At 74.0% G+C, this 14,200-nt stretch carries 10 protein-coding genes; 5 read left to right on the plus strand and 5 right to left on the minus strand.

Features of this window, described 5'->3' with window-relative positions:
* Positions 1–266: 266 nt before the first annotated feature.
* A complete protein-coding gene (locus ACZ7LB_RS20260; protein ID WP_471469916.1) occupies positions 267–1,256 on the minus strand; it encodes a methyltransferase in 990 nt (329 codons plus the stop codon).
* 188 nt (positions 1,257–1,444) lie between these two features.
* On the minus strand, positions 1,445–2,413 hold the full coding sequence (locus ACZ7LB_RS20265) for an aldo/keto reductase (protein ID WP_471469918.1): 969 nt from the start codon (positions 2,411–2,413) through the stop codon (positions 1,445–1,447).
* A gap of 92 nt (positions 2,414–2,505) precedes the next feature.
* Here ACZ7LB_RS20265 and ACZ7LB_RS20270 point away from each other — a divergent pair, with 92 nt between their 5' ends.
* On the plus strand, positions 2,506–3,246 hold the full coding sequence (locus tag ACZ7LB_RS20270; protein ID WP_471469919.1) for an SDR family NAD(P)-dependent oxidoreductase: 741 nt from the start codon (positions 2,506–2,508) through the stop codon (positions 3,244–3,246).
* A gap of 1,603 nt (positions 3,247–4,849) precedes the next feature.
* On the opposite strand, the gene ACZ7LB_RS20275 is transcribed toward ACZ7LB_RS20270, so the two are convergent.
* Positions 4,850–6,238 carry an amidohydrolase gene (locus ACZ7LB_RS20275; RefSeq protein WP_471469921.1) on the minus strand — a complete coding sequence of 463 codons (1,389 nt, stop codon included), beginning with the start codon at positions 6,236–6,238 and terminating at the stop codon, positions 4,850–4,852.
* A gap of 100 nt (positions 6,239–6,338) precedes the next feature.
* On the opposite strand from ACZ7LB_RS20275, the gene ACZ7LB_RS20280 reads away from it, so the two are divergent.
* From ACZ7LB_RS20280 to ACZ7LB_RS20295, 4 genes are all read left to right on the plus strand, one after another.
* Positions 6,339–7,448: a zinc-binding dehydrogenase gene (locus ACZ7LB_RS20280; RefSeq protein WP_471469923.1), complete on the plus strand. Its 1,110-nt coding sequence runs from the start codon at positions 6,339–6,341 to the stop codon at positions 7,446–7,448.
* A gap of 303 nt (positions 7,449–7,751) precedes the next feature.
* Complete coding sequence (locus ACZ7LB_RS20285; protein ID WP_471469924.1) at positions 7,752–8,714, plus strand: aldo/keto reductase; 963 nt, start codon at positions 7,752–7,754, stop codon at positions 8,712–8,714.
* Between the two features lie 43 nt (positions 8,715–8,757).
* Positions 8,758–9,738 carry an alpha/beta hydrolase gene (locus ACZ7LB_RS20290; protein WP_471469926.1) on the plus strand — a complete coding sequence of 327 codons (981 nt, stop codon included), beginning with the start codon at positions 8,758–8,760 and terminating at the stop codon, positions 9,736–9,738.
* A gap of 29 nt (positions 9,739–9,767) precedes the next feature.
* The gene (locus tag ACZ7LB_RS20295) at positions 9,768–11,012 is read left to right on the plus strand and encodes a multidrug effflux MFS transporter (RefSeq protein WP_471469928.1); all 1,245 of its coding nucleotides are present in this window, start codon (positions 9,768–9,770) and stop codon (positions 11,010–11,012) included.
* Positions 11,013–11,652: 640 nt separating this feature from the next.
* Here ACZ7LB_RS20295 and hpaD read toward each other — a convergent pair.
* Both hpaD and hpaE read right to left on the minus strand, forming a co-directional pair.
* On the minus strand, positions 11,653–12,678 hold the full coding sequence (gene hpaD / locus ACZ7LB_RS20300; RefSeq protein ID WP_471469930.1) for a 3,4-dihydroxyphenylacetate 2,3-dioxygenase: 1,026 nt from the start codon (positions 12,676–12,678) through the stop codon (positions 11,653–11,655).
* Between the two features lie 19 nt (positions 12,679–12,697).
* Positions 12,698–14,197 carry a 5-carboxymethyl-2-hydroxymuconate semialdehyde dehydrogenase gene (hpaE, locus tag ACZ7LB_RS20305; RefSeq protein ID WP_471469932.1) on the minus strand — a complete coding sequence of 500 codons (1,500 nt, stop codon included), beginning with the start codon at positions 14,195–14,197 and terminating at the stop codon, positions 12,698–12,700.
* Positions 14,198–14,200 lie beyond the last annotated feature (3 nt).

Below are 14,200 nucleotides of genomic sequence, written 5' to 3' on the forward strand. Positions count from 1 at the left end.
TTCTCTCGGGTGTAAGAGGGTGCGCTGGTGCCAGATCGATCCGGGAGAGGGATACCGCCCGACCTCTCGCCGTCGCAGCGCTCGGCCCACAGATTGAGAGTGGGTGCGCGGAGGAGTTCTCCTGTCCGCCACCTCACATGTCGTGGCCGTTAGTCTACGGTCGTCGGCGAAAAAGGCAATGGCCCCGCCGCAGCCAATTGGCGAGCGGCGGGGCCATTTTTTCCCGGGCGGGAACCAGGGCGTGAAACGGGTGTCCCGGAGGTGACTCAGACGGCCTCGGCGACCACCACACGGGGGCTTCCGGGCAGGGCCAGCACCTCGCGGCGGCGCCATCCGGACGCCTCCAGCCAGGCCGTGACCTCGGACTCCGGGTAGACGACCGTGCCGTCGATGACGAAGTACTCGCCGGCGTGGAGGGCGTCGATCGGGCGCTGGCGCTCGTCGTCGTCCAGCAGGAAGTCCAGCAGCAGCAGCGTCGCGCCGGGGCGCGCCGCGGCGCGGGCACGGGTGAGGATGGCGCGGTTCTGCTCGGCGTCGAAGCGGTGGATCACGTGGTTGACCATGACCAGGTCGTGTTCGCCGCCCGGGTCCGCGGTGTCGGTCGGGGCGGCGTCGATCACGGCCCGGTCGGTGAGGCCGGCCGCGGCGAGCGCCTCGGCTATCGACTCCGAGGAGGCCGGGTCGAAGACGAAGCGCGCGGACAGCTCCGGGTTGGCCCGCAGCGCGCCGATGGCGAACTCCGGGGAGAGGCCGCCGAGGTCGAGCAGGTCGCGGTAGGGCCCGAAGTCGAAGGAGCGGGCGAGCATCGCGGCGTGCAGCGAGTTGTAGCGCATGACACCGGCCATGAAGGACTTCCAGCGGCCCTCGTCCATCTTCAGCTCACCGGGCTCGGTGGTGTCGACGGTGGTGTCGAACTGCAGCCAGTGGCCGTAGCTGATCTCGTTGAGGAAGGCGAGGAAGGGGTGCAGGTCGAGGTCGCCCGCACCGCTCAGGTGGGCCGCGGCGTCCGGCGCCAGCCGGTAGCGGCCGTCGCCGCGCTCCAGCAGGCCCAGTCCGTTCATGGCGTCGGCCAGGATGCGCGTCATCTGCTCGCTGAGGCCGGTCTCCGAGGCGAGCTGGGCGACATCGCGCTCGCCGTCGGCCAGGGCCCGGAAGAGGCCGGTGCGCGCGGCGGCGAAGAGCTGCTTGGCGCCCATGTAGCCGATGGCGATGTCGACGATGCGGTCGGGCGTGGCGGGCGTGCCGGGTGCGGTCATGGTGTTCTCCTGAAGGGTGGTCGTACGGGGGTGGGGCGGGGCCGCGGGGGCCACGGCGACCGGAGATGCGGTGGGGTCCCCGGGGGCCGGAGGGGTGACAGCGGCCCCGGGAGCCGGAGAGTCGACTGGGGCCCCGGTGGCCGGAGGAGCGGTGGGGCGGGCGGGTGCCGTCGGGTCGGGGACGCCGGTCACCAGGTGCCGTCCGCGGCGACCTCGCGGTCGATCCACAGACCGCTCACCGCCTCGCGGAGGGTGTCGGCGCCGATCCGGTCGAGCAGGGCGACGGCCCCGGCGTTGTCCTCGAGCTGCGCCTGCCGGGAGACGCCGACCAGCACGTTGGCGGTGGCGGGGTTGGCCAGGCAGAAGGCGATGCCCAGCCGGGCGGGGGTGGTGCCGAACCCGTCGGCGAGCCTCCGCACCTCGGCGTACGAGTCGGCGATGCGCTCGCGGATGCCGCCGACATCGGCGCCGATCTTGCGGTTCGGCCGGAGGTTGCCGACGAGCAGGCCGCCCTCGAAGACGTCGGACGCCTGGAGGGCCAGCTCCCCGGAGTCGAACAGGGGGCCGTAGTAGCCGCCCTCGGCCATCGACCTGCGGGCCAGGCCGTACTTGAGCTGTGCGAACGCGGGCGGCACGAGGCCCCGCTCACGGGCGATGTCGATGGCCGCGCGCAGGTCGCGGTACTGCCAGTTGTTCACACCCCAGGTGGTGAACCGGCCCGCCTCGATCTGCTCGGCGACGTCGGTGACCACGCGCTCCACGTCGAGTTCGCCGAAGTAGTCGCCCACGACGACCATGTCGGCCCGCTCGACGCCGACGCGCTCCAGGGACGTCTCCATCTGCTGGGTGAAGCCGGTGGAGGGGTAGTCCCAGAGCCAGAGCTTGCCGCAGAACTGCCAGTCGGAGCGGGCGAGCCCGGCCTCCCGCACCGCACGGCCGAAGATCAGGTCCGTGCGGGCGTTCTCCGCGTGCGGACCCATGTTGTAGTGCGCGACGTCGAAGAAGGCGCAGCCGAGCTCGGCGGCCCGCGCGATCAACGACACCGCGTCGTCGAATTCCATCCGGTCCCAGGTGTTCCAGGACCCCAGTGCCAGTACCGGAACCTCGGGGCCGTCGGGCCCCAAACGGCGGCGGGGAACGGACTGTGCAGTGCTCAAAGCGCCTCCCGGAAGCCACGGGTTTTTTCGTCTACGCTTGTATACTATACCGAGGACGCCGTGACACAGGTCTCGGCGCGAGGGGAGTGAAAATGCAGCGCACACGCACCGTGCTCGTCACCGGTGGAGCGGGCGGGATCGGCCGGGGAGTCGCCGCGGCCTTCGCGGAACTGGGCGACACCGTGGTGATCGCGGACCGGGACGCCCAGCGCGTCACGGAGACCGCCCAGGCCCTCGGCGTCCACGGCCGCACCCTCGACATCACCGACGAGGCCGCGATCACGCGCGAACTGGACTCCGTCCAGGAGGAGTTCGGCCCGGTCGAGGTCCTGGTGAACAACGCCGGGCTGCTCACCGTCCACGGCACCCTGCTGGACCTGCCCGGCGGCGACCTGGACACCATCCTGCGCACCAACGTGCTGGGCACCTTCCTCATGACCCAGCACACGGCCCGCCGCATGGTCGACGCCGGGGTCGCGGGCGCGATCGTCAACCTCTCCTCGATCGGCGGCCGGCAGCCCACGCCGGGCATGGGCGGCTACGAGAGCAGCAAGGCCGCGGTGGACGCGCTGACCCGCTGGGCGGCGATCGAACTGGCCGGCAGCGGCATCCGCGTCAACGCCGTCGCCCCCGGCCCCGTGCTCACCGAGATGATGGCCGTCGGCATGCCGGAGGGCTCGCCGCAGCGCGAGGCGTGGGAGCAGCGCATCCCGCTGCACAAGTTCGCCTCGGTGGAGGACGTCGCCGCGGCGGCGGTCTTCCTGGCGGGCGACGGCGCGGCACACATCACCGGGACGAGCCTGGCGGTGGACGGGGGGCAACTGCTCACGTAGGCGCGGGTTCCGCGCGGGAGTGTGGAGCGCGTGGAGCGCATAGCGTGCGGGGCACGTCGGGAGACGTGGCCTGCGGATTCGGGCCCGCATCGGTGCGGTCGGCTCTCCCCGGGGAGCCGGCACGGTGCGGGCCTTCGCCTTGCCCGGGGGTGGTGCGAGGGGGCGGGGGTTGGAGCGCTCGTCGGCGTCGGGGGCGCGATCTTCGGGCGGGCCGGGGGGCGGCGCTCAGTGTGCTGGGCTGTCGGGGGGGGGATGGGGGTGGGTGAGCGGCGCTCTCGGGTGCGAGCAGCGATCTCGGGTGGGAGCGGTGCTCACGGACGAGGACGACGCTCACAGAAGAGGGCGACTCTCACGGGCGAGGGCGGTGCTCACAGCCGAGGGTGGTGCTCGCCAAGGGGAGCAGTGCTCGCTGAGCAGGGCGGTGCTCGCGGATGAGGGCGGTGCTCGCGGTAGGGGACAGCGCTCTCCACGGTGAGCGGCCGATCGGCCCCGGGTTCCTCGGACACCGCAGGCCGGTGATGACCCGGACGGCGGAGCCTCGGATGTGAGCAGCGCTCACAGAAGGGAGCGGCGCTCATGAAGGGGAACAGCGCTCTCCTCAGCGACCGGCAGTCCCGAATGCGAGCGGCGCTCTCCCCGGCGGGCAGCACCCCCGGGGGCGGCGAGCAGTGCTCTCCCGAGCGAGCAGCGACCTCGGAAGTGTGCGGCGCTCTGACCTCCCCCAGCTGAGCCACGCCCACGGAAGCATGTGCAACGTTCTCCCAAGTGACCCGTGCTCCGGATCACGAGCAGCGCTCTCGCCGGCGAACAGTGGCCCGCGACGCGAGCGGCGCTCACAGACACGAGCGGTGCCCTCGCAGGTGAACAGTGCTCACACACCAGGGCCGGAGCCGCAGACACGCGCGGTGCTCACCGGAAAGAACAGCGCTCCGCTCAGCCAAGGCCGCACCCCGCCGTGTGCCTCCACGCGACGCTCACACTCACACGTGGGGCAGCGCCTTCAGCGAGCACCGGCCTCCCGCGTGAGCGGTGCTCACACAGCAGAGCGGCGCTCACGCGAGGGAGCAGCGCTCGCACAAGAGATCGGCGTTACGCCAACCCCAACCTCAAACCCGGCCCCGGCCGCAACCCCAGCCTGCCCCCGACCCAGACTCCAGCACCAGCCCGGCCGCGACCTCAGCCCAACTCCGACCCCGACTCCAGCACCCGCACCCGCACCCGCACCCGCACCCGCACCCGCACCCGCACCCGCCGAGAGCAACGCTCACAACCACAAGCACCACTCCCAAACGAGAGCACCGCCCACAGACAAGAGCAGCGCCCCCAAGGAGCGCCGCCATCAATAACCACCCGCCAACGCACCGCGTGCCGCAGAGCCGTACATCCGCACACCCGGTGAGCACCGCACACCACCGAGAGCACCGCTCCGCACCAAGAGCACCGCTCCCCATTGGGATCGGCGTGCGCAAGCAAGAGCACCGCACCAAGCCGGCATCACCCCGCGCAAGCAAGAGCACCGCTCTCCACCGAGATCACCGCGCGCAAGCGAGAGCACCGCCCCGCGCGGGTGAGCCGGGGCCCACCCACCCGGGCGATGCCACCGTCACACCGGCTCCGGCGCCGTCGCGCGGTCGTGGACGATCCGGCCGTCGACGACCGTCAGGTCCACCGCCACGTCCGGCAGCTCCGCCGGGACCAGCGCCAGCGGATCGGCCTCCAGGACGCACAGGTCGGCGACCATGCCGGGGGCGAGCGTCCCCTTCCAGCCGTCGGCGTGGTCCTGGCGGGCGGGCTCGACGGTGTAGCAGCGCAGGAGGCGTTCCATCCGCGCGCGGGGGTCGGCCGCGGGGCCCATCCACGCGTCGGCGGCGGCGATCTGGCGCCGCCAGTCCGGGGACAGCACCGGCGCGTCGGAGGTCAGACAGAGGGAGACCTCCTCGTCCAGCACCGCCTGGAGCGGCCAGGCCGCCGCCGCGGAGCCGGGGCCGAGCGCGTCGTCCACCAGGGAGCGGGTGCGCAGGGCGATCTCCGGCTGGGTGTCCAGGCCGACGCCCAGCGCGGCCATGCGGCGCAGTTGGGGCCGGGTGACGAGGTCGCCGTGGATGACGTAGTGGCCGAGGTCGGCGTCGTGCTCGGCGCGGGCGCGCTCGATGGCGTCCAGGGTGATGTCGATGGTCCGGTCGCCGGTGGCGTGGACGCCCACCTGCTGGCCCGCCCGGTGCGCGGCGATGATCATGCGGGCCAGGTTCGCCTCGCGGTCGGCGTCGTCGGTGCCGTCGACGAGCAGGGTGGCGTTGGCTCCGTCGGCGTAGCAGTGGTGGGTGTAGGCGGAGCGCATCGGCGGGATGCCGTCGGCGAATATCTTGACACCGGCGAACCGCAGCCACCGGGGGTCGCTCGTCGAGGCGTCCAGGGCGGCGAGACCGGCGAGGAAGTGCTTCAGGTCGCTCGGGCCGTCCAGTTCCCCGTACAGCCACAGGGCGGTGACCCGGGACTTGAGCAGGCCCTCGGCGGCCAGGGCCCGGTACTGCAGGGCGACCGAGGTGCCGAAGGCACCGCTCTCGCCGTGGTCCTCGCCGGGGCCGAGGCCGGGCTCGGTGTAGCTGGTGATGCCCAGGGAGGAGACCAGGGCCCCGGCCCGCAGGATGGCCTCGCGGCGCTGGGCGTCGTCGAGGAGCGGCCGGTGGGGGACGGGCCCGGGGCCGGCCTCGTCGCCGAACAGGGTCGTGGGCCACATCGCGCCGAGCCAGGTGGCGTGGAGATGGGCGTCGTTGATGCCGGGCAGCACGGCACGCCCGGCGAGGTCGACGATCCGGGTGGCGGGCCCGGCGTGGGCCATCACCTCACGGTCGTCGCCGAGGTGGGAGACGAGCCCGTCGCGCACGGCGAGGGCGGTCGCGTCCCCGCCGCCGGGCGTCAGGGAGTGGACCGCACCGCCCCGCAGGATCAGGTCGGCCGATGCATTGCGGGCGTCGCCGTCGGCTCTGCGCACGGGTGCTCCTCGTTGCTCTCAGGGTCTCGACATTTAAATCAACGTCCGTAGACTAACGCATCGTCGAGCCCCCGAAACGCTCGATTCAAAAGGAGTTCCGATGGACATTCCCTCGTCGACCCGCGCAGCCGTCCTCACCGCGCACGGCGCCGCGCTGGACCTCACCGAACTGCCCCTGCCCCCGAAGCCGGAACCGGGCGCCGCCCTGGTGCGCATCGTCTGCACGACCCTGTGCGGCACCGACATCGAGATCTGGTCCGGCAAGATGAGCTTCCCGGGCATGCTGCCGATGGTCCTCGGCCACGAGATGGTCGGGGAGATCGTCGCCGTCGGGGAGGACACCCGCGACGCGCTGGGCCGCGAACTGACCGTCGGCGACCGCATCGGCTGGTCCGAGTCGACCTGCGGCGCCTGCCACGGCTGCGCCGTGCTGCGCGAGCCGGTCGCCTGCTCCGAGCGCGGCTACGGGTTCCTCCAGCGCTCCGACGTGCCGCCGTTCGCCACGGCGGGGCTGAGCGAGTACGCCTACGTGGTGCCGCGGGCGGCCAAGCTGCTGCTGCCCGGCGACATCCCCGACACCTGGGCCGCGATGGCGGGCTGCGCGGCGAAGACCGTGCTGCGGGCCTTCTCCCGGGCCGGCGGCGTCCGCCCCGGCTCCCGGGTCGTCGTGCAGGGCTCGGGGGCGCTCGGGCTGTTCGCGACCGCCGTCGCCCGCATCAGCGGCGCCGGCGGCGTGATCACCGTGGGCGCTCCCCCGGCGCGGCTGGCGCTGGCCCGGGAGTTCGGCGCCGATGAGACGGTCGACATCGCCGACGGTTCGGAAGCCGTCGTCTCCCGGGTGCGGGAGCTGACCGGCGGCCGGGGCGCCGACCTGGTCCTCGACTTCGCCGGAGCCCCCTCGGTGGGCCGGGAGGCCGTGGAGATGGCGGCGCAGCGCGGTCGCGTGGTGATCGTGGGCAGCACCGGACCGGTCTCCGAGCCGGTGCCGATGGGCACGGTGATGGGCAAGGAGCTGAACGTCATCGGCTCCCTCAACGGCGACATCGCCGACTACCACGACGCCATCGGCTTCTTCTCCTCCTTCGCCGACCGCATGCCCTGGGACCGGCTCTTCGGCGCGCCCGTCGGCCTGTCCGGGGCCTCCGAGCGGATCGCCGCGATGAGCCGCCACGAGGAGATCAAGGCCGTCGTCGACCCGCGCCTCCCCTGACCCGCCCGCTCGACCCGGACACCCCGCCCTCCCGGCGGCCCGGGCCGCGCCGAGCGGCCGCGCCACCGGCCGGGGTCCCGCGCGACCGCGGGTGCCCGGCGCGCGCGCCCGGCCCACGCCCCGCCGCACGGCACGACCCGGCCCGGCCCGGCCCGGCAGGGCACAGCAGGGCACCGCTCAGCACGGCCCCGCGCGGCACACCGACCACGCGGCGCACCGCCCCACCGACTCGACGGCCCGCCGTCCCGCCCGCCCCGCGGCCGGGCGGACGCCCGGCCGAGCCACCGACGAAAGGCCCCACCCATGACCACCGCACCGCTGCCCCGCCACCGCATCGGCACCAGCGAGCTGGAGGCGTCCGCGCTCTCCCTCGGCTCGTGGCACACCTTCGACCGGATGGACTTCGCGGACGCCGTCACCATGGTCCGCCACGCCATGGACGAGGGCGTCAACCTCTTCGACGTCGGCGTCTACGCCATGCCCGGCATGCCCCCGGTCTTCACCGACGTGCTGTGGGGCTCGATCATGCGCGCCACCGGAGCACCCCGTGACACCTACCTCGCCTCGGTGAAGCTCTGGATCGAGGCCTTCGGCGAGGACGGCTTCGGCCCGCAGCTCAAGAACGCCTTCCTGCGCACCGGTCTCGACCACGCCGACCTGGTGATCCTGGGCGACCTGCGCCGCGACGACGTACGGCTGGAGGACCTGGTCGACGACCTGTCGGCGCTCACCCGGGCCGGGCTGATCCGGGCCTGGGGCGTCAACAACTGGTCGGCGTCGAACATCCACGCCCTGCGCCGCATCGCCGCCGAGCGGGGCGTCGACGGACCGCAGATCGCGCAGCTGAAGTACAGCCTCGCGCGGCGCTCGATCCCGGACGGCGCGCCGTTCGCCGAGCTGTTCGACTCCGGGTTCAGCATGCAGGCCTCGGACGTGCTGGAGGGCGGCATCCTGGCCGGCCGCACCTCGCCCGACCGGGAGATCGGCCGCGACCCCGGCTCGATCCGCGAGGCGATCGTGGCGACCGTCCCGGGCATCACCGCGCTCGCGGAGGAACTCGGCGCCACGCCCGCCCAGGTGGCCGTCGCCTTCACGCTCACCCACCCCGCCAACGCCACGACGCTCGTCGGCGCCACCCGGCTGGAACAGGTGCGGCAGAACATCGGCGCCCTGGACCTGGTGCGGCGGGTCGGGGCCGAGGAGCTGCGCGCCCTGGTCGAGCCGTTCTGGGTGGACCGCGGCGTCGTGGACCCCGAGGGCCCCTGACCGTGCCCGCCGTCCCCGTCCCGCCCTCTCCCAGGAGCAGCCGATGATCCCCGTCCCCTACGACCCGCAGCTCGAACCGGGGCTGGCGGCGTGCCGCGACCTCATCGAGGGGATACCGCTGCGGGCCGACACCATCCTGGCCAACCGCGCGCACTTCGCCACCCTGGTGCCCCCCGTCGAGGAGGTCATCGGCGACCGGCCGGTGGAGTACGCGCACCGCACCGTGCCCGGCCCCGCGGGCGCGCCGGACGTGGAGCTGACGGTGCTCAGCCCCCGGGGCGGCGTCCGCGACGCGCCCGGCCTCTACGGCATCCACGGCGGCGGCATGGTCCTCGGGAACCGGCTGTTCGGCGTCGCCGGGCTGGTCGAGGACGTGCTGGCGTACGGCGCGGTCGCCGTGACCGTCGAGTACCGGCTCGCCCCCGAGCACCCGGCGCCCGCCGCCGCGGAGGACTGCTACGCGGGGCTGGTCTGGTTCGCCGAGCACGCGGCCGCGCTCGGCGTCGACCCCGCCCGCATCGTGGTCGGCGGGGCGAGCGCGGGCGGGGGCCTGAGCGCGGCCGTCGCCCTGATGGCCCGCGACCGGGGCGGGCCCGCGCTCGCCGGCCAGATCCTCGACTGCCCGATGCTCGACGACCGCAACGACACGGTCTCCAGCCGCCAGTACGACGGCATCGGCATCTGGGACCGCAGCAACAACGACACCGCCTGGACGGCGCTGCTCGGCTCCCGCCGGGGAACCGCCGACGTGTCCCCCTACGCGGCCCCCGCGCGCGCCGGGGACCTGTCCGGGCTGCCGCCCGCGTACGTCTCGGTCGGCGCGGCCGAGGTGTTCCGCGACGAGGCCGTCGACTACGCCACCCGCGTCTGGGAGGCGGGCGGCGCCGCCGAACTGCACGTCTGGGCGGGCGGCTACCACGGCTTCACCGGCTTCTCCCCGGACACCGAGGTGTCCCGGAGCGCGGTGGCCGCCCGGGAGTCGTGGATGCGGCGCGTCCTCGGCACCGCCGGCCGGTCCGGGTGACCACGGCCACGGCGCGCGGCGCGCGCGTCATGAGCGCGCGCCGCGCCGCGTTCGTCCTGGGCTCGATGGAGGTCTTCGGACCGCTGTCGATGGACCTTTCCATGCCGCTGCTGCCGCAGCTCGCCAAGGACCTGCACACCAGTGACAGCCTCGCCCAGGCGTCGATGTCGGTGTGCATGCTCGGGCTGGCCTTCGGGCAGCTCGTGGCGGGCCCGCTGAGCGACCGGCTGGGCCGGCGGCGGCCCCTGGTGTGGGGCGTCGCGCTGTTCACGGTGTTCTCGCTGCTGTGCGCGTTCGCGCCGAACATCGAGATCCTGCTGGTGCTGCGGTTCCTGCAGGGGGTCAGCGGGTCGGCGGGCGTCGTGGTGGCGCTCGCCGCGGCCCGGGACATCGCCTCCGGCATCGAACTGGCCCGGCTGCTGAGCCTGCTCGGGCTGGTGGGGGCGCTGGCCCCGGTCCTGGCGCCGGTCGCGGGCGGACAGCTCGCCGCCGTGCTGGACTGGCGGGGCCTGTTCGTGGTCCTCGCCGGGGTCGGCGCGGTCCTGGTGGTCGTCGCGGGGACACTGCTGCCCGAGACCCTGCCGGCCGGGCAGCGCCACCGGGGCGGGCTCGCGGACACCGGGCGGCGCTTCGGCACGGTGCTGCGCGACCGGCTGTTCGTCTGCTACCTGCTGGTCGGGGCGTGCACGGGCACGGCGTTCTTCACCTACCTGGCGTCCATCAGCTTCGTGCTCCAGGACGGCTTCCGGCTCACCCCCCAGGCGTTCGGCGTCGTCTTCGCGGTGAACGCGGTCGTCGCGATGGCGGGTTCGCTGTTCAACCGGGCGCTCGTGCGGCGGGCCGGTCCGGCTCGGATGTACGTGGTGGGCACGACGGCGACCGCGGTCGCCGCGCTGGCCCTGCTGGGCACGGTCCTCGGCGGGTTCGGGCTGGTGCCGCTGCTCGTGGTCCTGGCCCTGGTGCTGTTCTGCTACGGCGTGATCAGCCCGAACAGCTCCACCCTCGCCCTGTCGGGGCACGGGGAGCGGGCCGGTACGGCGGCCGCCCTGCTCGGCATGTCGAGCTTCGCCGTCGGCCCCGTCGTGGCGCCGCTGGCCGCGCTGGGCGGCTCGGTGGAGGTGACCATGGCGGTGACGATGGCCGTCGCCTGCGCCGCCGCCTGCGTCCTGGTGTGGGGCGCGGTCCGCCCGAGGCTGCGCCACGCCGGGGACACGGTCCTCGTGGCGGACGCCCGTCCCGGCACTCCCGCCGACCCGCGCACCACCGGAGGCTGACCCCCGCTCCCCCACGCCCCCGCCCCGCGCTTCCCGACCCCGCTGCCGCCGGTCCACCCCCGGCGGCAGCGGCTTTTCCCTGCGCGGCCGGCGCGGTCCGGGCCGGCTGGACACCGCGCATCGCCACCGCACGGCACGCATCGCCACCGCACGCCGCACCCGCACACCGCCGGGGGGACGGGCAACGGGCGCCGGCGGCCACGACGGCACCGGGCCGGTGGACGGCGGCCGTATGGGCGCGACGCACCACTCCCCCGGGCCCGGCACGCACTGGCGCCCGTACGCCGCGCGCACGCCCGTCCGCGGCCCCCGGGGACGTCGTGGGCACGGCGCACACACGGCAGGGAGGGACGGACGGCGGGCCCCGCCGCGGCCCGTCCCGTCCCGTCCCCCGCAAGCGCTCACAACCCGCAGAGGGACACCCGCCCACCGGGCCCCCGACGCCCGCCCGGACCCCCCGGACACCCGGTCGTCCGCGCACCCGCTCCACCGCGCACCCGAGCATCGCCCGCACCGCCGCTCACGCGCGCGCGTCCGCGTCCCTCGCCCCGCGCCCCCGGGCACGGCGAAGGGCCGGACGCGTGGTGCGTCCGGCCCTCCGGGCCCGGGGCGGCGGGGTGGCCGTGCCCCGGGCGGGGGATCAGTCCTCGGGCCTGGACGGGTCGACGATGCCGAGGCCGTCTGCGCCGACCTGCACCGCGGACTCGTCCAGTGCCGACTCCGCGACGGGCTGGGGGCGACCGTCGAGGTCGAGGACCGGGGAGGCCTCCTTGTACCAGGACTCGATCACGGCGTTGCCCCAGAAGTCCCGGCGACGGTCGTCGTGGACGTTCCACCGGTAGGTCTCGTGGTCGGGGTCGCCGGTGTAGTAGTCGGAGGTGTAGATCTCCACGCGGTGGCCGTCCGGGTCGCGCAGATAGAGGTAGAAGGCGTTGGAGACGCCGTGCCGGCCGGGGCCGCGCTCGATGTGGTGCTCCATGCGCCGGGCGCCGAACAGGTCGGCGGTGCGCAGCACCTGGTGGGACTCGTGGGTGGCCACGCCCACGTGGTGCAACCGGGGGCCGGCGCCGCCGGTGAAGGCGACGTCGTGGACGGTCTGTTTGCGGTACATCCAGGCCGCGTACAGCTCGTGCTCGTCGCCCTCGATGGTCTCCGAGCAGCCGAAGCCGAGCGCCTTGTAGTGGGCGTAGGCCGCGGGTATGTCGGGGGTGCAGATGTTGAAGTGGTCGAGGCGGGCGATCTCGGCGCCGCGGCGCAGGTCGTAGCGCTGGATGAGGCGCTCGGCGCGGTCGATCTCGTGGAAGAACTCGACGGGGAAGCCCAGCGGGTCGACGACCCGGACGGCGTCCCCGACGCCGGGCGTCCCGGCGCCCCGGGGGACGCGGCGGACGGGCAGCCCGAGCGCGGCGAAGTACTCCTCGGCGCGGTCCACGTCCTCGGGGGTGCGGACCCGGTAGGAGAGGTGGTCCAGGGCGGCGGTGCCGCCCTGGCGGAGCACCAGCGAGTGGTGGGTGAGTTCGTCCGTCCCGCGCAGGCAGAGCAGGGACGCGTCCTCGTACTGGACGTGGAAGCCGAGCATGTCGACCCAGAACCAGCGGGCCCGGTCCAGGTCGGTGACGACCAGCTGGGCGTAGGCGGAGCGGACGACGTCGGGAGGGGTGGTCATGAGTGCGACTCCTGGACGGTCAGGACGCGCCGAAGCGGGGGGTGTGGGCCTCGCCGAGCATCACGTGGACGATCTTCGACTCGGTGTAGAAGTCGATACTATGCGCTCCGCCCTCGCGGCCGAGGCCGGAGGACTTCACGCCGCCGAAGGGAGTCCGCAGGTCACGGACGTTGTGGGAGTTGATCCACACCATGCCGGACTCGACGGCGTGGGCGATCCGGTGGCCGCGCTTGAGATCGGACGTCCACACGTAGGCGGCGAGTCCGAACTCGGTGGCGTTGGCCAGTTCCACGGCCTCGGCCTCGTCGTCGAAGGGGGCGACGGCGACGACGGGACCGAAGATCTCCTCCTGGAAGATCCGGGCGTCGCGGGGGACGTCGGCGAAGACGGTGGGCTGGAGGTAGTTGCCCCCGGACAGGTGGGCGGGGCGCTCGCCGCCCGCGACCAGCCTGGCCTCCCGGCGGCCGATCTCCACGTAGTCCAGCACGCGGGCGTAGTGCTCGGCGTGGACGAGGGCGCCGACCTCGGTGGCCGGGTCGGAGGGCGGGCCGACCTTGACGCGCTCGGCGCGCTCGGCCAGGCGGCGGGTGAACTCCTCGTAGACGGGGCGTTCCACCAGGACGCGGGAGCCGGCGGTGCAGCGCTCGCCGTTGAGGGAGAAGACCCCGAAGAGGACGGAGTCCAGCGCGGCGTCCAGGTCGGCGTCGGCGAAGAGGACGACCGGGGACTTGCCGCCCAGCTCCATGGAGGTGGTCTTCAGGTGGGCGGCGGAGCTGCGGACGATGTGGCGGCCGGTGTCCGTGGAGCCGGTGAAGGAGATCAGCGGCACGCCGGGGTGGTCGACGAGGGCCTGGCCGGCCTCCTCGCCGATGCCGTGGACGATGTTGACGACGCCGGAGGGGACACCGGCCTCGTCGAGGATCTCGGGCCACAGGCTGGCGGAGAGCGGGGTCCACTCGGCGGGCTTGAGGACGAGGGTGCAACCGGAAGCCAGCGCGGGGGCCAGCTTCCAGCTCTCCAGCATGAACGGGGTGTTCCAGGGCGTGATCAGTCCGGCGACGCCGACGGGGGTGCGGACGACGTAGTTGATCTGCTGGTCCCCGGCGCGGAACGCCTCCTCGCCGAGGGCGACGATGACGTCGCCGAAGTAGCGGAAGTTCTCGGCGGCGCGGCGGGCCTGGCCGCGGGCCTGGGTGATGGGGAGGCCGGAGTCGAAGGTCTCCAGGGCGGCCAGGCGCTCCTCGCGAGCCTCGACGGCGTCGGCGATGCGGTACAGGACGCGGGCGCGCTCGCGGTTGCCGAGCTTCGACCAGGCGGGGAAGGCGGCGGTGGCCGCGGCGACGGCGCGGTCGACGTCGGCGGTGCCGCCGGCGGCGGCCCGGGTGTAGGGGGCGTTGGAGACGGGGTCGCTGACGGGGAAGGTGCGGCCGTCGGCGCTGTCGAGCAGTTCGCCGCCGATCCAGTGGCGGATCTGCTCCGGCAGGCCGTCGGGGCGGCCCGCGGTCGGTGTGGTGGACATGGG

The sequence above is a fragment of the Streptomyces sp. NPDC107521 genome, from assembly GCF_055598485.1.

Coding starts and splice junctions, on each gene's coding strand:
- ACZ7LB_RS20260 (WP_471469916.1), bottom strand. CDS start 1,256: ATGACCGCACCCGGCACGCCCGCCACGCCCGACCGCATCGTCGACATC.
- ACZ7LB_RS20285 (WP_471469924.1), top strand. CDS start 7,752: ATGACCACCGCACCGCTGCCCCGCCACCGCATCGGCACCAGCGAGCTG.
- hpaD (WP_471469930.1), bottom strand. CDS start 12,678: ATGACCACCCCTCCCGACGTCGTCCGCTCCGCCTACGCCCAGCTGGTC.
- ACZ7LB_RS20290 (WP_471469926.1), top strand. CDS start 8,758: ATGATCCCCGTCCCCTACGACCCGCAGCTCGAACCGGGGCTGGCGGCG.
- ACZ7LB_RS20270 (WP_471469919.1), top strand. CDS start 2,506: ATGCAGCGCACACGCACCGTGCTCGTCACCGGTGGAGCGGGCGGGATC.
- hpaE (WP_471469932.1), bottom strand. CDS start 14,197: ATGTCCACCACACCGACCGCGGGCCGCCCCGACGGCCTGCCGGAGCAG.
- ACZ7LB_RS20280 (WP_471469923.1), top strand. CDS start 6,339: ATGGACATTCCCTCGTCGACCCGCGCAGCCGTCCTCACCGCGCACGGC.
- ACZ7LB_RS20295 (WP_471469928.1), top strand. CDS start 9,768: ATGAGCGCGCGCCGCGCCGCGTTCGTCCTGGGCTCGATGGAGGTCTTC.